This is a genomic window from Pseudoalteromonas sp. NEC-BIFX-2020_015, from assembly GCF_012952265.1.
Taxonomy (GTDB): domain Bacteria; phylum Pseudomonadota; class Gammaproteobacteria; order Enterobacterales; family Alteromonadaceae; genus Pseudoalteromonas; species Pseudoalteromonas neustonica.
This window is the reverse complement of record NZ_JABCJL010000046.1, coordinates 1-23,142: the sequence shown is the minus strand read 5'-3', so window position 1 is coordinate 23,142 and position 23,142 is coordinate 1. Positions and strand designations below refer to the sequence as shown.

Annotated in this window: 14 protein-coding genes and 3 tRNA genes; 14 read left to right on the top strand and 3 right to left on the bottom strand. The window is 40.2% G+C overall.

All coding sequences use genetic code 11. The features are described 5' to 3' along the window. Window positions 1-49 precede the first annotated feature (49 nt). From HH219_RS20945 to HH219_RS20930, 4 genes are all read left to right on the top strand, one after another. A tRNA-Lys gene (locus tag HH219_RS20945) sits at window positions 50-125 on the top strand. 91 nt (window positions 126-216) lie between these two features. Next, window positions 217-292, top strand: a tRNA-Lys gene (locus HH219_RS20940). A 210-nt stretch (window positions 293-502) separates the two neighbouring features. Beyond that, window positions 503-1,543 carry a quinolinate synthase NadA gene (gene nadA / locus HH219_RS20935; RefSeq protein ID WP_054204780.1) on the top strand — a complete coding sequence of 347 codons (1,041 nt, stop codon included), beginning with the start codon at window positions 503-505 and terminating at the stop codon, window positions 1,541-1,543. A 148-nt stretch (window positions 1,544-1,691) separates the two neighbouring features. After that, a tRNA-Ser gene (locus tag HH219_RS20930) sits at window positions 1,692-1,781 on the top strand. A 200-nt stretch (window positions 1,782-1,981) separates the two neighbouring features. On the opposite strand, the gene HH219_RS20925 is transcribed toward HH219_RS20930, so the two are convergent. The 3 genes from HH219_RS20925 to HH219_RS20915 all read right to left on the bottom strand — a co-directional run bounded on the left by HH219_RS20925 (window position 1,982) and on the right by HH219_RS20915 (window position 5,003). After that, entirely contained in the window at window positions 1,982-3,799 is a 1,818-nt protein-coding gene (locus HH219_RS20925; protein WP_169328520.1) for a tetratricopeptide repeat-containing diguanylate cyclase, read from the bottom strand. Between the two features lie 150 nt (window positions 3,800-3,949). Then, on the bottom strand, window positions 3,950-4,345 hold the full coding sequence (locus HH219_RS20920) for a DUF2750 domain-containing protein (protein WP_054204778.1): 396 nt from the start codon (window positions 4,343-4,345) through the stop codon (window positions 3,950-3,952). A 79-nt stretch (window positions 4,346-4,424) separates the two neighbouring features. Next, complete coding sequence (locus tag HH219_RS20915) at window positions 4,425-5,003, bottom strand: TetR/AcrR family transcriptional regulator (protein WP_054204777.1); 579 nt, start codon at window positions 5,001-5,003, stop codon at window positions 4,425-4,427. Between the two features lie 125 nt (window positions 5,004-5,128). Between HH219_RS20915 and HH219_RS20910 the strand changes: the two genes are divergently transcribed. The 10 genes from HH219_RS20910 to HH219_RS21835 all read left to right on the top strand — a co-directional run bounded on the left by HH219_RS20910 (window position 5,129) and on the right by HH219_RS21835 (window position 23,089). Next, window positions 5,129-6,172, top strand: coding sequence for an alkene reductase (locus HH219_RS20910; RefSeq protein ID WP_169328519.1), 1,044 nt, complete (start codon window positions 5,129-5,131; stop codon window positions 6,170-6,172). Window positions 6,173-6,303: 131 nt separating this feature from the next. Next, entirely contained in the window at window positions 6,304-8,331 is a 2,028-nt protein-coding gene (locus tag HH219_RS20905; RefSeq protein ID WP_249118574.1) for an EAL domain-containing protein, read from the top strand. Between the two features lie 265 nt (window positions 8,332-8,596). Beyond that, window positions 8,597-10,966, top strand: a complete 2,370-nt coding sequence (locus HH219_RS20900) for a TonB-dependent receptor (RefSeq protein ID WP_169328518.1) — start codon at window positions 8,597-8,599, stop codon at window positions 10,964-10,966. A gap of 59 nt (window positions 10,967-11,025) precedes the next feature. Next, the gene (locus HH219_RS20895) at window positions 11,026-12,153 is read left to right on the top strand and encodes an alkaline phosphatase family protein (RefSeq protein ID WP_170173949.1); all 1,128 of its coding nucleotides are present in this window, start codon (window positions 11,026-11,028) and stop codon (window positions 12,151-12,153) included. 38 nt (window positions 12,154-12,191) lie between these two features. Further along, the gene (locus HH219_RS20890; protein WP_249118575.1) at window positions 12,192-13,226 is read left to right on the top strand and encodes an alkaline phosphatase D family protein; all 1,035 of its coding nucleotides are present in this window, start codon (window positions 12,192-12,194) and stop codon (window positions 13,224-13,226) included. A gap of 145 nt (window positions 13,227-13,371) precedes the next feature. Further along, complete coding sequence (gene recC / locus HH219_RS20885) at window positions 13,372-16,698, top strand: exodeoxyribonuclease V subunit gamma (RefSeq protein WP_169328516.1); 3,327 nt, start codon at window positions 13,372-13,374, stop codon at window positions 16,696-16,698. Next, window positions 16,685-20,305: an exodeoxyribonuclease V subunit beta gene (gene recB / locus HH219_RS20880; protein WP_169328515.1), complete on the top strand. Its 3,621-nt coding sequence runs from the start codon at window positions 16,685-16,687 to the stop codon at window positions 20,303-20,305. The genes recC and recB overlap by 14 nt, the downstream gene beginning before the upstream one ends. Further along, window positions 20,302-22,254 (top strand): exodeoxyribonuclease V subunit alpha, encoded by a 1,953-nt coding sequence (gene recD, locus HH219_RS20875; RefSeq protein ID WP_169328514.1) that lies wholly within the window; start codon window positions 20,302-20,304, stop codon window positions 22,252-22,254. The genes recB and recD overlap by 4 nt, the downstream gene beginning before the upstream one ends. Before the next feature lie 149 nt (window positions 22,255-22,403). Beyond that, window positions 22,404-22,742 (top strand): hypothetical protein, encoded by a 339-nt coding sequence (locus tag HH219_RS20870; protein ID WP_054204769.1) that lies wholly within the window; start codon window positions 22,404-22,406, stop codon window positions 22,740-22,742. A 140-nt stretch (window positions 22,743-22,882) separates the two neighbouring features. Beyond that, window positions 22,883-23,089, top strand: a complete 207-nt coding sequence (locus HH219_RS21835; protein ID WP_211842209.1) for a hypothetical protein — start codon at window positions 22,883-22,885, stop codon at window positions 23,087-23,089. Window positions 23,090-23,142: the final 53 nt, after the last annotated feature.

Genomic DNA, 23,142 nt, shown 5'->3' with positions numbered 1-23,142 from the left:
TTACGCAGTGTGATTAACAGCATCAAATGTTAAGCAGGCATATCAGAGCGGGTCATTAGCTCAGTTGGTAGAGCAGTTGACTTTTAATCAATTGGTCGATGGTTCAAATCCATCATGACCCACCATCTTTTATTCATTATGAATAACAGCATGGCTCATCGGCGGATTTACGCAGTGTGATTAACAGCATCAAATGTTAAGCAGGCATATCAGAGCGGGTCATTAGCTCAGTTGGTAGAGCAGTTGACTTTTAATCAATTGGTCGATGGTTCAAATCCATCATGACCCACCATCCTGATATTTTTACTGCGATAAGTTTATTCCCACGCCTCGTTTTAAGATTTTTGTATTTCACACATAAAATGCTTTTCAATCAAAAATTATCTGTCTCTTAAATATAAATGCTTTAATCAAATCGGTATTACCGAGCACCACTGTTATTTAGTTTTATATTCTCGTATAATTCACTCTATAAATGCACTGTAGATTAAGTGGTCGAGAAATGAGTTTAGCTCAAACTATTATGCCTGAAGGTTATATCTTTCCTCCTAAACCAGCTCCATTGAATAATGAAGAGCAAGCGCAATACAAAGCACGTATCAAACAATTGCTGATTGATAAAAATGCGGTATTGGTTGCCCATTATTATACTGATCCTGAAATTCAAGCCCTTGCTGAAGAAACCGGTGGTTGTGTTGCTGATTCGCTAGAAATGGCGCGTTTTGGCGCCAAACACGATGCCGACATGATCATTGTAGCGGGCGTGCGCTTTATGGGGGAAACAGCAAAAATACTGACACCTAATAAAACCGTTGTTATGCCAACATTGGCTGCCACATGTTCGCTCGATATTGGTTGCCCAATTGATGAGTTTTCAGCGTTTTGTGATCAGCACCCTGATCGTAAAGTTGTTGTGTATGCAAATACCTCTACTGCTGTTAAAGCACGTGCAGATTGGATTGTTACCTCATCGTGTGCACTTGAGATTGTTGAACACCTTGATGAAATGGGTGAGAAAATTATTTGGGGCCCAGATAAACACCTAGGCGCGTATATTCAAAAGAATACTGGCGCAGATATGATCATGTGGAATGGCGCATGTATTGTTCATGATGAGTTCAAAACAAAAGCACTAAAGGACATGAAAGCGCTTTACCCTGATGCAGGCGTATTAGTTCACCCAGAATCACCGTCCGAAATTGTAGACCTAGCAGATGCTGTAGGCTCAACGAGTCAGCTGATAAAAGCAGCACAAACAATGGATAATAAAAAGTTCATTGTTGCAACAGACCGCGGTATTTTTTATAAAATGCAGCAGTTATGCCCAGATAAAGAATTTGTAGCCGCACCAACAGCAGGTGAGGGCGCAACCTGTAAAAGTTGTGCACATTGCCCATGGATGGCAATGAACGGCCTTAAAGCGATTGAGGAAGCATTACTAGATGCAACAGGTAAAGAAGTATTTGTAGATATGCAGCTACGTGAGGGCGCACTTAAGTCGCTTAATCGTATGCTCGACTTCTCAGCTTCACTACAACGTTAAGCCAAGTTAAACAGAAAAGGCCGCTGATATCACTATTAGCGGCCTTTTTGTTTGTTTACTAGGCAGTTAAAGCACAAATAAGAAAAACACCTTGCACCACTGGACGCTATTTCATACTATTACGCCGCGTTACCAAATGGTAACCTGCGGAGGGATGGCTGAGTGGCTGAAGGCGCACGCCTGGAAAGTGTGTTTAGGTTTATCCCTAACGAGGGTTCGAATCCCTCTTCCTCCGCCATTATTCAATATTAGGACGCCTCATGGCGTCCTTTTTTGTGCCAGTTTAAATGCTTTCGTGGTAAATATGAGTTACAACTTACTGGCTTTAGGGTCAAGCTAGTGAGTTTAAACACTCATTCGGTGCTAAATTTATCCTGTAGGCTTTAAAAGCGTTTAGGATAAATTTCTACCGTAATTATAGGCTGTAGGAATTTAAAACTAATCAATACAGATGACTTGATTACGTCCAGATTCTTTAGCCTTATAAAGAGCGAGATCGGCTTGCTTAACGAGATCCTTATAGTCGCTTTGGTGCTGATATTCAGACACACCTAAAGAGACTGTTACAGTGAGCGTGTGTGTTTTATGAGTAAGCTTAATATCACTTATTGCCAAACGAAGTTTTTCAGCTAAGTGGCTAGCTTGCTGTTTATTCGTTTCAGGTAAGAATATCAAAAACTCTTCTCCTCCCCAACGAGCTACTTTATCCATACTCCTGATTGAGCTTTGTAGCGTATTTGCCACTTTTTGCAAAACAGTGTCACCATAGTCATGCCCATATGTATCGTTGAGTGTTTTAAAGTGGTCAATATCAAGTAAAATAACGCTAAATGTGTTTTTGTTACGGCTAACTCGGTTCATTTCCAATTGAAAAATATCATGCAGTGCTCTACGGTTAAATAAGTCAGTAAGTTGATCGCGAATTGCGAGTTCTTTTACTTGAAGGTAAGCGGAGTTCTTTAAACGATACGCAATATAGATAAAGGTAATGAGTAATATACTAAATGCGATCAGGCCATATAAACGTAAAATTGCGTTTTCGTTACGGATTTGCACGAGCTTAGCTTCAATCAATGATTTTTCTTTTGATGCAAGATCATATGCGGCTTGTGATTGATCAAATTTTTCTTTTGCGGTTAAGGTCGTGCTTTCATCGTTAAGCGCTTTGTATTCAATCATTAGTTCTAATGCGCGTTTGTAATTACCCAAAGATTGATAGTTTTCGATCATAGGAGGGTAATTTTCTAAACGTTTAATGAGTTGACTCTCACCTGTAAATATCTGGTGAGCCTGTTCAAAGTAGTCGGCGGCAAGCTTATGGTTGCCCAGACTTTGGTTACTTTGTGCAAGGTTGCTTATAACAGTGGGTTTATGAATTAAATCATTGTTTTTATCGGTGATATCAAAAGCGTTGAGATAATATTTAATAGCCTTTTGATGTTGTCCTAATTCAGCATAAATAGTGCCTTTATTAATGATTATCGCAACACGATCAAAAATATTATGAAAATGAGCTACGCGTTCAGCTTCATTTATTGCAATTAAAGCGTCTTCATATTGCTTTTTATCAACGTACATAGCGGCTAAATTTGCATATAACTCGGTAAGGAGTAAATGATTTTTCGGGTAGGCGTCTATTGCCTGTTGGGTATATTCAATGGCTTTATCGTAATTTTTCATATAAAAATTAGTAAAACCTAGGCCAATTAATATTTTTGGTGATGCATGTCCTTGAATATCAATTTGTAGGCGGTAGGCATTTAAAATACTATCGAGTCCATTAACCATTTTACCTTGTCTGACGAGTGTAATTCCGTATGAGTAATGAGTCATACTAGCAGCAAGCTGTTTATTATCAGCATAGTGGATTGCTTTAAATAAGTGTATTTCGGCTTCATTAAATTTACCTTGTCGATATTTCATCAGGCCAAGGTTGTTATAAAGCAAATAAGTTGTATTTTGCTTAAGCTCAGCATCTAATAAATATGAGATATCACTGTTTAGTGACTGCTCATAATGCCAGTTTTTATCTTCATTCATAAATGTGAGCCAAACTATCATTAATTCAGCTTTTTGTTCCGTTGTTTGGGCAGCAGAATAAGTTGTTTTTAATAGCTGGTAGGCTAGCTCCGTCTTACCAAGTTTTTTAAGGGTTTTTATTTCATTGAGCTGATTTTCAGTCGCTAATTGTTCATTTGCATAGCTGCCATTAACAAAAAATAAGAGTAATAATATTAAAATACGTTGTCGTACCATTTTATTTCCATACTAGAAAGTGTTTTGAGTGTAATTATTGTGTAAAGGCTTTACGAAGAGGTTTATTGAACTGTCATTAATTGAAAAGCAGTAGTATAAATTAATCGTACAAAGCGGCTTGTTGCCGCTTATGTTTATAACGTTAAGAGATTAATAACGTTTTTTAGGTGCTTTTAGCTGTGAGTCAAACTCATCAGGGAATAAGATGGTGCCGTCATCGTCTTCCGTTGGGAATACGGCAATCAACAAATCATCTTCTTCAAGGCCCGGTGTCCAACGAGTACGCCAATCTTGCAGATTAATAGCTTTAGCTGTACAGTTTTCCCATTCGCCTGTTGCCCAAGCTTCAGCATAAATACGTTCCGGCCAAACTGGTACGCAATCATCGTCTTCATTTGCTAACATTACGCAGCCATCGTCGTCGTTTAAAATCCATATTTGCTTGTATTCTTGAACGGTTTCAAACATAAACGCCAGTCGTTTTTTTGCTCCTAGATTCAGGGTCAACTCGAACTTTTCATTTGCAGCGGCGGTTGCATCATTCATATATAAATTCACTTTTGATTGGCTTGGTTATGTATTAAGTATATTGACTAATATGACAACGTGTCGATCAGTCAACATTTTATTTAATGGCATTGAAAATATCATCTGCAAGTAATGCTAATGCATCGGCATCGCGATTAGTTAAAGCATAAGTTCTTAATCCGTATAAACTCATTGCAAAAAAACGTGCAAGTTGTTGAGCGCTTCGCACATTTTGGATCTCATTTTGACTTTTTGCACGAGAAAATTGCTGGGTAAGGGCATTTTCATAAGCATTTAAATTGGCACTAAGTACCTCATTAATTTGTGCATCTTGACCTTCAACTTCGCTAATGCTTTTAGTGAGCAAGCAAACTTTCATGGCATCGCCAGTGATACATTCGCTGACGATAGAGTCTATATAGCATCTTAAATTGGGTAATACCGGTTGGGTAGGGCAAAAAAGCGCGGTAAATTGTTCGTTACGATCGGTTTGGTATTGTTCAATTGCAGCTAAAAAAATGCCTTTTTTATTACCAAACGCAGCATACAATGAGCCCGGATGCAGTAATGTTACCTGGGTTAACTTTTGCATACTGGTTTTGGCATAGCCAAATTGCATAAACGCAAGCATGGCTTGACGCAATACAAATTCGCGGTCAAATTCGGCGACTCTCATGGCACTCTCATTTACTATTAATGAGCATAGTTTACTTAATCTTGAACAAATATTCAAAAAAAGGGTTGAATATTTATGTGTACGCCCTTATCTTGAATGTACACTCAAGATAAGGATTAACAATAATGACGACTGAATTACTGCTTCCGTTTAAACTAAACAGCACAATAGAATTAAAAAACCGTATATTAATGGCGCCACTAACGCGTTGTATGGCAGATGAAAACTTAGTACCAAATCAAGCTATGGTTGAATATTACGCACGCCGTGCCGAAGCTGGTTTGATTATCAGCGAGGCGACTATTATTCGCCCTGACGCACAAGGCTACCCAAATACACCGGGGTTATTTACAAGTGAACAAATTCAAGGTTGGCAAAAAGTAACTGATGCTGTGCATGCAAATGGCGGTAAAATTTTTGCTCAGCTTTGGCATGTTGGCCGTGTGGCACATCCGCATTTTTTTGATGGAGAAGTGCTAGCCCCATCTGCAATTGGTATTGAAGGGTCTGTACCACGAATGCGTGAACTGACGTATCAAACTCCAAAAGCAGCGACGTCTGAAGATATTCAATCATTGATAGCAGATTATGCAAAGGCCGCTGAAAATGCAGTTGAAGCTGGATTTGACGGTGTAGAGATACATGGTGCGAATGGTTATTTGATTGATCAGTTTTTACATTATGCGGCCAATGAGCGTGAAGACGAATACGGTCAAACACCAGAGAATATGTCGCGTTTTGCGCTTGACGTTGTTGATGCAGTTATAAGTGCTATAGGGACAGATAAAACGGCATTACGTTTATCGCCGGGAGCTTACTTTAATATGAGTGAAGATAATCGCGATAAAGCAGTATTTGATTATTTGTTAGCGCAATTAAACACGCGCCAGTTAGCTTATTTACATGGTGGTATTTTCGACGATAGCATGCGTTTTGCAAGTCTTGAAAATATGACAACATCTGAGTACCTTAGAGCTAATTATAGTGGCACATTGGTTGGTGTTGGTAGCTATAGCTTCGAGAGTGCAAAAGATGCGATTGAAGAAAATAGATTTGATCTCATCGCAATCGGGCGTCCGTTTATAGCTAATCCAGACTACGTCAGTAGAATTTCTCAAGGTAAAGAGTTGGTTGCATATGATGATGCAATGCTAGCAGAACTAATATAAACATTTTGGCGTAACGAAGGTTACGCTACCTTAATACAAAATGATGGTTTTACACGTGTGAAATCAATCATTCGCCTTTTTTTTATTAAATACTTTATACTCTCTTTAATAACCAGTTTAGAGAACGTAAATTGTTGGCTATAAAGCACATTAATGGCGTATTTACGCAGTTTGCTCATTCACGCTATATATTATCATTGCGCGAAGCGTTTATTGCGTTGCTCCCATATTTTGTGTGCTCTGCATTAGCCATTTTAGTGCTTAATGTTGCGGTAAATTTTTCGTTCATAACATCAGCCGACTTTATCTACAAGACGGTACAGCAAAGCTCTCTCGTTATTTTAACCTTATTTCCTGTTATGGTTGTTATTTCTGTTGGTTACCATCTTTCTAAAAACCTAGGTAACAGCGCCGTTGTTGGTAGTATATTAGGGCTGGTCACATTTTCCATTCATAGTGATTTTTTAATTTTTTCAGATGGTATTTTTACGGTAGATGGTACTGGTGCCTCAGCTTATGCGGTGTTGGTTCCTTCATTAAGCAGTTATTTATTGATGCTAGGGCGTAGGTTTATACCTATGTCATTTTTTGATTTACCACTACTGAGTGAGTTTTTAAAAGAAAAACTGTTACTTATTTTACCTTTTGCATTTGCTTTTTTCGCATTATTTTTGATCCTCCCAATCATAGAAAGCGTTGTGCATTACGTCGTAGTATATTTAGTCCCAGTGGATAGCCAAAGTAGTGTGGCGTTACAACTATTTAACCGAATGCTTATAATACATGGCTTTTGGTTTTTCGGTGTGCATGGTGACAATGTGTATTCTATGATGTTTGAACAAACATTTATTAGCAAAGATATTTTCCCAGGCTTGTCGGCACAAACCTTTTACGATACTTTTGTGTTGATTGGTGGCACTGGAGGTTTTATAGGATTAATTGTTGCCTCGTTCTTTTTGGCCAAGGGGAGTCATGAAAAGAATATAGCGCGCATATCACTCCCTTTTTCATTGTTTAATTTTTGCGAAATAATTTTATTTGCGCTACCAATTTTTTTAAATCCATTGTTACTGATCCCGTTTATTTTAGTCCCTTGTTTTAACTTTGTGGTTAGCTATACAGTGATTTCAGCGGGCGCGGTGGGTTACCAAGATGTCAGTATTAGCTGGATGACACCCACTATAATCAATGGCAGTATGGTCGGTACAGATCTGGTTGCGCCTATTTTACAAGTATTTTTAATTATCTGTAACGCATGTATTTATTACCCATTTTTACGTTTAAGCAGTGAGCGAAATAACTACCAATTAGCGTTTAATAAATTGAGTAGTAAACTTAATATGAGTGAACGCTTTGCGGCTAAATCTGAGCAACGCTTTATAGAGCAGCAACGCCAAAGTAGTGTTTCTTCTGCGCATTTAACACACGTTTTAAATACCATATCACAGTCACGCTTAGCGCTTTATTATCAGCCTCAAATAGATATACAAACAGGTCATGTAAATGGCTACGAAGGATTATTAAGATTAATAAAAAGAGATGGTTCGATCACCGGGCCTTACTTTCTAGATACGCTAGTCGCACATAAACAAACAGACATAATAGACCGTTGGGTGATTGAGCAAGCCCACCGAGATTTAATGCAATGGAGCAATGTTGGGTTTAAACCAACAATTAGTATTAACGTTAATCCAGACGTATTAACGAATAAATCTATGATCAATAAAATATGTGATTTATTTATCGATTTTCCTGATCAACTAAAAATTGAAATCGTTGAATCTAGCTACTTAACTCAGCAAACACTTGTAACAGAACATATTGAAAAGCTGAGGGAAAATAATATAGAAACGGTACTTGATGATTTTGGTACAGGTTATTCAAGCTTATCTATGCTTGCTAATCTTCCTGTGAAGCATGTAAAACTAGATAGGCAATTTTTATTACAATGTGAGCAACCCGCAGGGCGAGTGTTATATCAACAAGTGACTCAGATATTTGCAAAGCTTGGCTTTTCTGTTGTTGCAGAAGGGATTGAAACAGAAGCTGAGTTAGCGTGGGTTAAAAGTTTAGGGATCGAAACGGCACAAGGGTGGTTATACGCCCCCGCATTACCTAAAAATGAGGCTCAGCATTTTGTGCCAAAGCCGATTGAATAGGGCGTGTTTATTTTTGAAGTAGAATTTCAGCTCTGTGTTTGGTTTTTACTTAAGCAACTTGATTGTAAACTTGACGCTGCGATGCAATCGCTCCTAGATTGAAGCGGTTTTAAGAATTAAAGCCCAAAACGCCCCGCCTTCTTTGTTTATGCCATAAATAAGACACACTAGTTTCATTTTTTCGTAAGATAAACGCCCCTTTTTTGTCATCAAGCATCGCCATACTGTTCCCGCATACACAATAACAATTGCAAATGGGACAATAATGCGCACTCTTACTAAAAAAACATCTCTTAGCTTGGCACTTGCTTTAGCTTTTTCTTCAATGGGTTATGCAAATGAGGCTGAGATTGAAGAGATCACCGTCGTCGCAAAACCGACCAGTTATGCCAATAATGTAATTGAACCTGCTATGCTAGAGCAACAAAGCTCAGTATCAAGCGTTTTGTCAGTGATTGATAATTTGCCGGGGATCAGCATTAACGAAGGCGATGCATTCGGTGGTGATGATTGGTCAACCACGATCACAATGCGTGGCTTTAGTATTGACGGCAACCAACAACAATTGGGTATGACGATTGATGGTATTCCAAATGGTGGGTCTAATTATGGTGGTGGTGCAAAAGCGAACCGTTACCTTGATAGCGAAAACTTAGCGACAGTAGAAGTCGGCCAAGGGACGTCAGATATTGCCTCGGCGTCATTAGAAGCGCTAGGCGGTACGTTTAATTTTGTGAGTAAAGATCCAACCCTTGAGCGCAATACGACTTTTGCTTATACGCAAGGAGATCACAATGCGACGCGCTTTTATATAAAGCATGACACAGGGACCTTGTTCGATAATACCCAAGCTTACGCTAGTTATTCACAAACAAATACCAGCCGCTGGATAGGTGATGGCAGCAATGGTGGTAAAGATAACCAGCACGGCGAAATAAAGTTTGTATCAAACTTTTCAGCACTGACAGTGACAGGGCGTTTATCTTACGATGATGTAAGTGAAACAAACTATAACAGTGTGAGTTTAAAGCAATTTGCACAGACACCAGATTGGGATCAATTAACGTGGAATTGGACCGGTGTGCCGCATTTTGATCAAATGTTTGCAGAAGGTTGGGGCACATTACGTGAAAACACTTTAGGGTATGTAAAGTTTGAATATGCCATTTCACCGTCGTCATTACTCACAGTTAGCCCGTATTATCATAAAAACTCGGGACGCGGTGATTGGATCCCGCCTTATTTAACATCCCCTGTTGATACTGATGGTAAGCCAACAACACTAGGCGGTAAAAATGCTGGGTCATACGGTTTTGCAGACAGTCAAGGTAACCCACTCACACCTGATGCAAACTGCAAAGAGACGCTAAGCTGGCCATGGGATTCAGGCACGGGTTTAAACCCTGCTTGTTATCCAGATACTGCCACACCTGTCATGTCATATCGACACACTCATTACAATAAAGACCGTTTAGGTCTTACTGCTGATTACAAGTTGACTTTGGGTATGCACGATATTGAAGCCGGTATATGGCTTGAGCAAACTGATCGTGATGAATCGCGTGATTGGCATAAAGTGATTGACGCGCGTATTTATCATCATTTTGATAGCACACCTTACTGGACTCAGTATAAAAATACTTTTGAAACAGATACTTTCAAGTGGTACATCCAAGACGCAATGACGGTGGGTGATTTCACATTTAATATTGGTGCCAAACAATATTTAGTCGAACTGCAGAAGTATGATCATTTTGAAGCAGTACGATCAGATAAAATAAACAGCGATTCAGATGTATTATTTAGTGCCGGCGTATTGTATCAACTAAACAATAGCACAGAGTTATTTGCAAGTTTTAGTGAGAATTTCTCGGCAATTAAAGACGGTGTACTTGAACGTGATGGTTCAACGCTAAATGAAATCAAACCAGAGACGGCCGAGAATATTGATTTTGGTGTGCGTTACAACGCGGATCGCTTAAGTTTAACTGCAACGGCTTATTCAATCGCATTTGATAATCGTATTACTTTTATAGCGCCTGGTAGCGGTAGTGATGGCATCGATTACACAGTAGGAACGAATGGTTCATACATTAATGTTGGCGGCATTGACTCACAAGGTGTTGAGTTATCTGCAAGCTATATGCTGACAAATGAGTGGAACATTTATACCTCTTACACTAGTAATAGCTCAGAATACGCATCGCATGATCCAAGTGCTTATGATGCAAACGGGGTGATCCTTAAAGATGAAGATGGTAATGATGTGTCGCCAAGCTTTAAAAAAGGGGACGATGTAATTGATTCGCCAAGTGATATGTTTGTAATCTCTACAGACTACTACAGTGGGGATTTTCGTTTTGGTATATCAGCTAAGTACACGGGGGAACGCTTAGGTGCATTTTTAAATGAGCAAACTCGTGCTCGTAACAACGTTGATGGTTACACAGTACTAGATATCAATGCAGGCTATGCGGCAGACGTTAATGCAGGGCCATTTAAATCGATAGATATTGCTTTTGCTGTGACTAACGTGACTGATAAACAGTATTTATCTGGTGGTACAGGTAATGGCTCTACGTACTTTATTGGCGCACCGCGAACTGCAGCGCTGACATTTACAGCAACATTTTAATACCTAAATTCAAGATAATAAGAAACCCATCAATGATGGGTTTTTCTATAAGGAATAATATGAAACGTATCATATCGCTGTATTTGTTCATTGTATGCGTTGTTGTCAGTAAGGGGATCTGCGCCAGTGATAATGTCGTGCTGGTAACGCTTGATGGTGTGCGCTGGCAAGAAGTGTTTAATGGCGCAGATGAAAAGCTCATCAACAATACTGATTTTGTTAAAAATCCAGAGCAATTAAATAAAATGTTTTGGCACAAAGAGCCTCGTATTCGCCAAAAATTGTTAATGCCATTCATTACCCAGCAGGTTGCTAAACAAGGGGTGATTATCGGTGATAGAAATAATGGCTCGAGGATGTCGGTCGCTAACCCATGGTATTTTTCATACCCTGGGTATAACGAAATTCTAACTGGGAGTGTTGACGAAGAGATCAACAGTAACGATAAAGTTGTCAATCCTAATAAAACAATTTTAGAGTTATTACATCACCAACCTAAATATAAAAACAAAACGGCCTTATTTGGTAGCTGGGATGTATTTCCGTTTATTGTCAATGCAAAGCGCAGTGGTGTTTATGTTAATGCTGGGTTTATGCCAATTGACGATGATTTATTTGCTGATGCAGCCCTATTAAATGCGTTACAAAAAGAGATCCCAAGTCCATGGCACAATGTACGATTAGATAGCTTTACGTATCGTTTTGCTAAAGCCTACATGCTGGCTAAAAAACCAAAACTATTGGTGATTAGTTTAGGTGAAACGGATGATTTTGCGCACGATGGTCATTATGATCACTATCTAAAATCTGCAAAGCAAAGTGATGCGTTTATACAGGATTTATGGCAAACCATTCAGTCAACCCCAGGCTATCAAAACAATACAACGCTTATTATTACCACAGATCATGGTCGTGGCAGTAACGCTAATGATTGGCAACATCACAGTTCAAAACAAGCAATGGCGCAATCTGAGCAAGGTAAAAAAGCATTTCCTGAAGGAATTGTTGGTTCAGAACACATTTGGCTTGCAGCCATAGGCCCAGATATTAAACGCCAAGGGTTATTAAAAACCACAACGCAGCTTAAGCAAAAACAAATAGCAGCCACAATTTTAAAAGTGCTTGGCCAAAACCCGTATCGTATAAACCCAACTATGGCAGATGCAATTGATGAGGTATTAAAATGAAGCAACTAGCTAAGGCGGTTGTGTTGCTGAGTGTATTTATGAGTTTTACAGTATTGAGTAATACGACAAAGCTAGTAATGCAAAACACACCACAAAAAATATTGTTTGGTTCGTGTGGGCATCAAGACAAAGATATTCCTATTTTTGATGCTATTAATAAAGAAGAGGGAGATCTGTTTATTTTTTTAGGTGATAACATTTATGGTGATACTAACGACATGACAGTATTAGCCGATAAATACCAGCGATTAGGCGCAAAATCAGGGTTTAAAACCTTAACAGCTAAAACGCCGATAATAGCCATGTGGGACGATCATGATTACGGGCAAAATGATGCAGGTAAAGAATACCCGCACAAAGAAGCATCTCGTCAAATCATGCTTGATTTTTGGCAAGAGCCAGCAGGTTCAAAACGCCGAACACGCCCTGACGGGATTTATACATCGTATATGTACGGCGCAGGGGATCAAACAATTCAGGTTATAATGCCAGATTTACGTTGGAACCGTGATGCGTTAAACCATGTTAGTGAACTTGAATATTACACAAAGCGTAAATTAGCCAATCAAGGACCTTACAGTCCTTCGACAGTTAAAAATGCATCTATGCTTGGCGAAACACAATGGCAATGGCTTGAGAAGGAGCTAATAAAGCCCGCGAAGATAAAAATAATAGCCTCAAGTTTGCAGCTTTTACCTGATTTTACAGGGTGGGAGTCATGGGCTAATTTTCCAAACGACCGCGCGCGTTTATTTACGTTGATTAAAAAGCATAAAGTAAATGGTGTGATCATCATCAGTGGCGACACCCACTGGGGAGAGATATCTCAATATACCGAGCAACTAGATTACCCGTTAACTGAAATGACCAGCTCAGGGTTAACAGAAAAATGGAAAGATGTGAGCCCAAATAAACACCGCGTTGGGGATTATACACATGAAGTAAATTACGGCGGTTTAAGTATTGATTGGCTAAAAACTGATCCCGTTATTTCGCTGAGCTTAAAAGGTATTGAGGGCAAAGTGATAATGCAAAGTCAATTTTCATTGTCGAGTATTAGCCCTTATAAATAAGTAAGTTCGCACAGTGCGACAATGCTCTGTGCGTTTAAATTTAAAGCTAACCACCTGATTTATTAATGCCAATTTGCGACAATGGCTACCCCTGTAATTGAAAATATCTTACACTGTTTTTATCTCAAGCAAGGACAGTGTCGCAATGCTAAATATTATTCAATCTAATCGTATGGAAGCACTCCAAGCGCAGTTTCATCACCTTTTAAGCGTTAACCCATTACAAAGCCCATTCGATAAAGAAGTGGTGTTGGTGCAATCGCCGGGTATGTCGCAGTGGCTTAAAATTGGCTTAAGCGAAAGTTTAGGAGTGGCGGCACAGGTAGACTTTCCGTTGCCGTCGAGTTTTATTTGGCAGCTTTATCAGCAATTATTGCCTAATGTACCAAAAGAGTCGGCTTTTAATAAGCCAAACCTTGCGTGGAAGCTGTTTGCCATTTTACCTAATTGCATAGATGAGCCATTATATTTACCGCTCAAAACTTATTTAGAAGGTGACATAGATGGTCAAAAAACCTTTGCCTTATGCGAAAAAATAGCCGATGTGTATGACCAATACTTAATGTATCGACCGCACTGGATTGCCACATGGGATAGTGGTAAAGATGAGCTTGACGATGTTGATGTCGGTATTGCGCCGTGGCAGCCTGATCTGTGGCGTAAAATTGTTGCGCAAAGCAAAGCGCTTGATCAAAGCCAATTTCATCGTGCGAATATGCAGGGACAGTTACTAGCCGCGCTTGAAAAAATGGACAGCCGTTTATTACCAAAGCGGATTAGCTTATTTGGTATTTCTGCAATTGCCAGTTCACAGCTCGACGTGTTTGATGCATTGAGTAAAAAAACCGAGGTTTTTTTATTCTTCTTTAATCCCAGTGAGCATTACTGGGGCGATATTATTGATGAAAAAACGGCGGCAAAAATTGCAGCTAAATATGCAAAAATGCCCCTGCTCGAAGCACAGCAAAAAAAGCATACCCAACCAGATGAAGATTATTATTTTATCGGCAACCCCTTGCTATCATCGTGGGGAAAGCTGGGTCGCGATTATTTTGAGCAACTCATTCAACGCGATGCCCGTTGGATAGATGGCTTTATAGACGTATTTGACAACACCTTACTTGGGCAAGTACAAAGTGAAATTTACCAGCTCGCATTTAAAGGTGAATCGCTCACTGATAATAAAGCGTGGTTTATAAACAACGAAGGTAAGTTGCCCGTTAGCACCAGCGACACCAGTATAACATTGAGTGATTGTCACACCCCGCTCAGAGAAGTTGAGCGACTGCACGATTATCTGCTTAATTTATTTAGTCAAAACCCTGCGCTGACACCAAAAGATATCATTGTAATGATGCCTGATGTAGGCACTTATAGCCCCTACATTGAAGCTGTATTTGGTGGCGCACAAGGTAGCCGATTTATTCCATATGCGCTTGCCGATTTAGCCATAGAGCAAGAAAAACCCGTACTCAGTTCATTTGCCAGTTTAGCTAATTTACCGTTTTCGCGCTTTGGCGTGTCAGATATTCTAGATTTATTACAAGTAACTCAAATAGCTGAAAAGTTCGCTGTCGAGCCGCATGAGTATGAGCAAATTCAATATTGGCTTGAGCGAGTAGGAGTGAAATGGGGGATTGATGCGCAACACAAACACAGCTTTGACTTGCCAGCTATTGATTTAAATACCTGGCAACATGGCCTAAATCGCTTATTACTGGGTATTGCACAGCGAGATGAACTGTGCCCATTTAATGGAATATACAGTGCTGATGAAGTCGAAGGCATGGCGCTGGATACACTTAATAAATTAGTGCACTTTATTGATGTACTTCAGCGTTTTAAAGTATTACTTACCCCTGATGATACATTAACTAACAAAGCCCATATTCTTAATGAATTGCTCGCGAGTATTTACGAAAGTGAAAGTGACGACAGCTGGGATTTACTGGTGTTACAAAGTGTTCTTGAGTCATTGCAAAAGCACCATGAAAATGGTGATTACACGAACAATGTTTCGCAGCGGATAGTGAGCTACTTAATTAAGCAAGGCATACAAGAAAAAGGCGTAGGCCAGCGGTTTTTAGTAGGCCAAGTAAACTTTTGTACATTAATGCCGATGCGGGCTGTGCCTTTTAAAGTGGTGTGCATGTTAGGGTTAAATGACGCCGACTACCCGCGGTCAGTGCAACCGATTGGTTTTGATTTAGTACCTTACTCTAAAAAGCAAAAAGGTGACCGATCACGTAAATTGGATGATCGCTACCTGTTTTTAGAAGCGTTACTGAGCGCCCGCGATAATTTATATATGAGCTATATTGGTCGTTCGTGTTTTGATAACCAACCACGTATGCCATCAACCTTGGTCAGCGAGCTGTTAGAGTACATAGGCCGTAGTTTTGAGTTTGACGAACCCTCAGCACACACATTGCCCGAGTGCTTGATCAGCAAACAGCATTTACAGCCATTTAATAGTCAGTATTATCAAGTGAATGCTGTTGGTGATGAAAATGCAGGCAAGAGTGTACTGTCAAATCACAGCTATAATCCTGTATGGCTACCAGCCCAAGCAATTGCGCCACAGCCCGTTACAGCGCTTGATATTAGCCCGCCTGATGTGCTTGAACTGGACGCGTTTATTCGCAGTGTTTGTAACGCCCAAGAGAGTTTTTACCAACAAAGCTTAGGCCTGCGTTTACCGCAATTTAACGAAGTTGCCAAAGACGAAGAACCGTTTAGTTTAGATGCGTTAAGACGGTACTTTTATTTAGATGAAATACTCGAAGCCGCGATCTTTGAACAACCCCTGTGCCGTGAGCAAATATTGCAACGCGGTGAATTACCGCAAGCAAATGTGGGGGAGCTAATTTTTGAAAGCATGCAGCATCGTGTTGACGCACTTGCAGGACAGGTTAAAGAGCACATTAAAGGCGGAAATAACGAACCCATTGAAGTCGCGCTCATTCTAAATAATGGCAATACAGCGACTCAGTTACAAGGGTGGCTCAATCATGTTTATCAGCAAAAACAGGTGTTTTATCGCAGTGCCAGCATTAAAGCCAAAGACTTAATAAAAGGCTTTATTTATCATCTTGTAGCACAGTGTATGGATCAAGGTGTTGAAACCCTATTATTGGGACTTGATAAACAAATTAGTTTTGCACCCATAGATAAAGCCGACGCTTACCCATTATTGCAAGAGTGGTTTAGATTGTATGGCGCACTGCGTAAAGAGCCTGTGGCGTTTTTTCCGGTCAGTGGTTATGAATACGTAAAAACAGGCGGCGATATTAACAAAGCAATCAGTAAGTTTAGCCCACAATACATAGGGCGCGGCGAGGGCGAAAACCCTTACATTCGCTTAACCACGCAGTCACTCACTGATTGCCAAGATGAATTTATACTTTGGAGCGATAAATTACTCGCCCCATTATTTGCACACGTAAAGGAGAGTGATTATGCAAGCGCTTAACCCACTCACAATGCCACTTGCCGGACAAAGCTTGATTGAAGCCAGTGCTGGTACTGGTAAAACCTACACAATTACAGGTTTATATTTACGCTATTTATTAGGAATGCAAATCGCGCATGACGCGCAATCTGCATTAAATACGCCTTTAAGTGTTGAGCAAATATTAGTAGTAACGTTTACTGATGCCGCCACCCAAGAAATAAAAGACCGAGTACGTTCACGTATTATCGCCGCCCGCGATGCATTACTTGGACAACACACCGATGACATGTTGATTAACTGTGTTATAGCCGTAATAGACGATAAACACCGCGCTTTTGATTTACTTGACGCTGCGGCTAAATCAATGGATGAAGCTGCCATATTTACCATCCATGGTTTTTGTCAGCGTATGTTAAAACAACATGCGTTTGAATCGGGGGTTGCTTTTAACCTAGAGTTTATTTTAGATGAACGCGACATATTACTTGAAACTATTAAAGATTTTTGGCGTGCGTTTGTGTATCCACTCAATAAAGAAAAAACGGATGCCATTTTAGACATATTTGCCGCACCTGAATCGTTATTTAGTCAAGTAGCAAGTTTGCTTAATAAAGGCAATGCGCAGATCACCCCGCAAATAAAATTGGATGATGTGTGGCAAGCCCGCGAACACTATTTAGCAAAAGTGCCTAGCTTTAAAAAAGCATGCCTTGAAAGTGAATTTATAAATGCTGTTAAAAGCTCTGGTTTAAGTGGCTCAAAAACCCCCGCTCGAAAAGGTAGCCTAGCCGCACTTGAAGCATTTTGTATTGGTGATGACGAATTTTTTGAATTTGGTACAAGCAAATACTCATTTGAGGTGTGGAGTACAGATAATTTAAGTGATGTAAGTAATTATAAAAAAAATCAGCCTTTGTTTTCCCACCCGTTATTGATCCAATTTGATCAATTAGCGGCGCTCAATAACACGGTTAACTCAGGACTTGCCATTGCAATTGTTCAACATGCAGCAAGTTGGGTGAAAAAAGCCATTGTTAAACGTAAGCAAGAGCAAAGCGTTATTACCCCTGATGATTTACTAACAAATTTGCATGGCGCTCTAAATACAGAGCAGGGCGACGTACTGGCACAAAAAATTGCCCAGTTGTTCCCTGTTGCAATGATTGATGAGTTTCAAGATACGGATCCAATTCAGTATGGTATTTTTAGCCATATTTATGCGCAGGAAAATACCACATTTGCGATGATTGGCGACCCTAAACAAGCTATTTATGGCTTTAGGGGCGCAGATATTTTTACTTACATAGGCGCAAAACACGCTGTTGATGCACATCAGCAATTTACGTTAGGTACAAATTACCGTTCTAGCCACGATGTGGTCGAAAGTGTTAATCGTTTATTTAGTAAATACGATAATAGCTTTATTTATAATGACGCGATCCCGTTTAACCGTGTTGATGCACAAGGTAAGAAAGCCGAAAAATCATTTTTAATTGATGGACAACCAGCGACAGCATTTGAGTTTAGTGTATTTGTAGACACCGCTGCCGATGAAAAAAATAAACCGACTAACAAAGGGGTTGGGCAACATCACCTAGCGGCGCATTTTGCAAATAAAATAGTGTTGCTACTAACGCAGGCGCAAGAAGGGCGCGCATGCATAGGTAAAACGCCTATTACAGCCGCTGATATTTGTATTTTGGTGCGTGACCGTGTTGAAGCACAAATAATGAAAAAAGCACTAAGTGATGCCAAAATTGCTAGCGTGTACTTATCCCGTGAAAGTGTGTTTAGCCAAGAATTAAGCCATCATTTACTTAACTTTTTATCAGCGTTACATGGCCAGTATGATGAGTCACTTCTGCGAGGCGTGTTAGCAGGACCGCTATTTTGCCTAAGTTATAACGATATTTATGCATTGGCTGATGATGAAGCGCAATGGCAAGAGCACTTAAACTTTTTTGCGCAATTGAGCCTTATTTGGCACAAACAAGGCGCGATGGCGATGCTTGAACGGCTGTTAACGCATAACCAGCTCAGCGCCAAATGGCAAGGCTTAGGGTATAACGTTGAACGCTGGCTTACCGACTTTCGCCACTTAGGCGAAATACTTCAGCAAAAACAAATTGAGCTTGAAGGGACATTGCGTTTATTGCGCTGGTTTGCACAAAAGGTGAGTCAACAAGACGGTGAAGCGGTACAAGTTCGTCTTGAAAGCGACGCTAATTTAGTAAAAATAGTCACTATGCATGCGTCAAAAGGGCTTGAATATCCGCTGGTCTTTATGCCTTTTGCCAGTGCTTACCGCGAAACAAAAGACGCGCTTTATCATAAAGAGGGTCAACTTATTTATGACTTAAGTAAAAATGACGATGCGTTACAAGAAGCTGAAAAAGAGCGCCTAGCGGAAGATTTACGCTTGTTATATGTGGCATTAACACGCGCTGTTCATTATTGTGCAATTGGTATGTACAACTTAGGGCAAGGGCAAAGCAGTCGTTTGGCCATTCAAAGTAGTGCATTAGGGCATGTACTATTTGCCGGGCTTGATATAACGAGCAGTTTAGTGTGGCGGACACATTTAAATGAGTTTTGCGAACAAAATAGCGCGATGCACTATGCGCAATTTACCAGTGAAGAACTACAAACACAGGGCACATTGACGCTTTTATCAAGCGAGCTTGAAGGGCAAACACTTGAAGTAAACCATGTTCGTGCAACCATAGAGCGTGATTGGCGAGCAACCAGCTTTAGTGCATTGAGTTTTAAAAAGCATAGCGACCACATTGCCCCAGGGCGCAGTGATGAAGATCATGAAACAGACGACTTTGCATCGCAGCTACTTGATGCGCAAACTGAGATTCAATCACCGTATAGTTTTCCTAAAGGGGCAAAACCAGGTAGTTGTTTACATGAAATTTTTGAGCAAATTGATTTTACTAGCCCAGAGCAGCACCCGTTAAATGATGAGCAAGATTTAGCGCAAGTAGTCGCGCGCAACTTAGATAAATACCATATTAGCGAGCAGTGGCAACATACCACTGAACAATGGATACTCAATGCGTTAAATTGCCCGCTTAACAACACTGGGTTAAGTTTAAGCACGTTGTCACCAAACCAATGCCTTGTAGAAATGGAGTTTAACTTACCGCTTAGTAGTTTAAGTGCAAAAAGTTTAAACGAGGTCCTCATTAAGCACTTTGGTTTTACCCAAAGCAGGCTTGATTTTTATCATGTAAAAGGGTTACTCAAAGGCTTTGTCGATTTAATTTTTTGCCATAACGAGCAGTATTATATTTTAGATTACAAATCAAACTACTTAGGCAGTGAACCCAGTGATTATGAGCAAGACTCGCTTGAGCAAGCGATGAGCAGCCACCAATACCATTTACAGTACTTAATTTACACGGTGGCATTGCATCGACTCCTCAAACAGCGTATTGCCAATTATTCGATTGAAACGCATTTAGGTGGCGTATATTACACCTTCTTGCGAGGCATGAGTGACGGCAAAGGCGTGTATTTTAAAAAGCTTACAACCGAGCAAGTACTTATTCTTGATGGGCTTTTCAGTCAAGGTACGTTACAAGCTAATGTGAATAATCAAGTCGGAGAGCAGCTATGAGTCAACTGACTACTGAACGTTCAAGCGCTGAGGTGCAAACAGTCCCCCTACTTGATTACTTATTAGATGAAAATCGTATTCGTATGGTCGATATAAAACTGGCAGATTTACTGTGTGATGCGATACAAGAGCAGGGTAAAACAGATGCGTATTATCTTATTTTGTTATTGTGCTTATCTGGGCAAAGTCAGCACAGCTGCTTAGATCTAACAGGTATTGACTGGCGAAACCCATTTAATTTACGCCAAAGTGACTTTACCAAACTAGCGGGAATAATCCCTGATCGAGACAGCCCATTTAGTGACGACTTCACTACAGAATCTGCTTTACAGTGCCTGCAAAATCATCAAAGTGTCGGCGATGATAAACCACTGAAATTACTTCAGCAGCGGCTATATTTTTCGCGTTTAGCTGGGTATGAACACACCTTAGCCTCACGTTTGCTAACACTGAGTGAACGTGAAATTGATATTGATAATCAGTCGCTTACTCGGCTACTCAGTGATTACTTTCCTATACAATCAGCACCCAAAGAGGGACTCGATTGGCAAAAAGTGGCCTGTGCAATGGCCGCTACCAAAGGCTTTAGTGTGATCACCGGCGGTCCTGGTACAGGTAAAACCACCACAGTCACCAAGCTACTGGCAATTTTACAATCGCTTTACCAAAGTGCGCCGCTGAGTATTAAGCTGGTGGCGCCCACAGGTAAAGCCGCCGCACGATTGAGCGAATCAATTTTAGGTGCAAAACAGCAGCTTAAAGATGTGATCCCCGCAGCTGTTGAGCCGCTTATCCCTGAAAGCGCGCAAACAATTCACCGTTTGCTCGGCGTAAAACCTTTTACGAATAAATTTAGGCATAATAGGAAAAACCCTTTGCACTTAGATGTGTTGATCATTGATGAAGCGTCGATGGTTGATTTATCGCTAATGGCAAAGTTAATTGAAGCCTTACCAAATCACGCGCGCTTAATTTTACTAGGTGACAAAGATCAGTTAGCCTCCGTTGATACCGGCAGTGTTATGAGCGATTTATGCCAAGGTTTAGTGCTTGGTCAAACACCAAACTACTCACAAGCGCGCTGCGCTGAATTAAATAATGTGTGTTTTGATAACGAACCACAATTAACTGGTGGCAAGAGTGAATTTAAATTAGCCGATTGCATTGCATTTTTACAGCACAGCTATCGTTTTACAGCGCAAAGTGGCATTGGCCAGTTGGCTTTGGCTATTAATACCAATAACAGCGGTAAGCTTAAGTATGTAGAACAAGAGATTAATAGTGGCCAGTTTAATGATGTGATTTTAGATTATGACATAGTCAGTAAACCTGTTGAAAAGCTAGTACAAAGCGCTGCCAGTAAATACGCTCATTACCTTACGCTGATAAAAGAGCAGGCAAGCCCTGTCGAGATCCATAAAGCATTTGCAAGTTATCAGCTTTTAGCCGCAGTGCGCGAGGGCGATTATGGTGTTAATACATTAAATCAGCGTATTGAAAAGCAACTACATCTCCAAGGGCTGATCAATGTACACCCAAATCAACGGCATTACGTGGGTATGCCCATTATGATTGCGCAAAATGACTACCAACTTAAGCTATTTAACGGCGATATTGGTATTTTACTTTTGGATGAAAGTGAGCAACTCAAAGCGGTATTTATTGATGAGCAAGGAAATCAACGCGCATTTTCACCTGCCAGACTCCCAGCCCACGATAAAGTATATGTAATGACAATTCATAAATCACAAGGATCTGAGTTTGCTTACACCGCCATGGTACTGCCGCCAGAGAACCAAGCCACAGCGGGTATTAACCGTCAACTAGTTTATACCGGCATCACCCGCGCCAAAAACACCTTCGAGCTGGTGGCCGACAAAAAAGTACTGCTCAAAGCCATGGCTAAATCAGTGAGTCGGGCATCAGGGTTGTATGAGCGGTTAAAGTAAAGCGGTAAGTTTGGCTCGCGTTGAATTGATAGCGTAAGAACCTGCTTTAGCTGTGATTGTGCGATGTTTAATTTATTGAGTTAAAGGGCTTGCTAGAATGCTTATTATCCGGTGAATTTATCATTTTTAAGTTATTTTTAAAGGAGTATGTGCTTATCAAAATTTTAGGCTGGTTTTCAATAGTTATTGCAATTCTTGCTTTGGCACCAAGTTTTGTACCAGGGGCAATGTCATTATTCGCTTTTTACCTATCTCTGGTGATGTTAGTTACCTCAATAGCAACAATTAAGCGCACTGGTGATTTTTACTTCAAAACGACCGCCATAGTAGTGTGTGTTGGGATGTTAATTATTAATGATTACATTCGTTTATTCGGTTCGTTTTCACACGCTACGTGGGGGGAGAAGCTTGGTATGTATGCTTTTTATATGGTCATTTATATTATTGGTTTTCTTAAAGTTAAAAGATGCTCGAAGCCAATAAAATAGGAACAAATTCAGAATTTGCATTGATGTTAAGTTGACCTTGCAGGTTAAGCTTTAGCTTAAAAACTTTCGGGATAAATCCGGACCTATAGCACAGCATAGCCTGTAGATGCTGGCTCGTTATATTTCATAGAGGGTATAAGATGAACTTCCCAGAGTTAGAAACATCTCGTTTAATGCTTACTCAGCTGTCAGGGGATGATAGTCAGGGTTTATTAGATATTTTTTCAGATAAAAGCGTCACTAAGTTCTACGATATAGACACTTATGATTCACTAGGGCGTGTTGACCTTTGTGGATTGAAATTTGTTCAATCTAGGGGGAATTTAATCGCGGCGCGAGGTTTGTAACCTAGTGGGCTAAGTAAAAACCGAGCAACAAAGAGTTAATTGTCCCTAGAAAG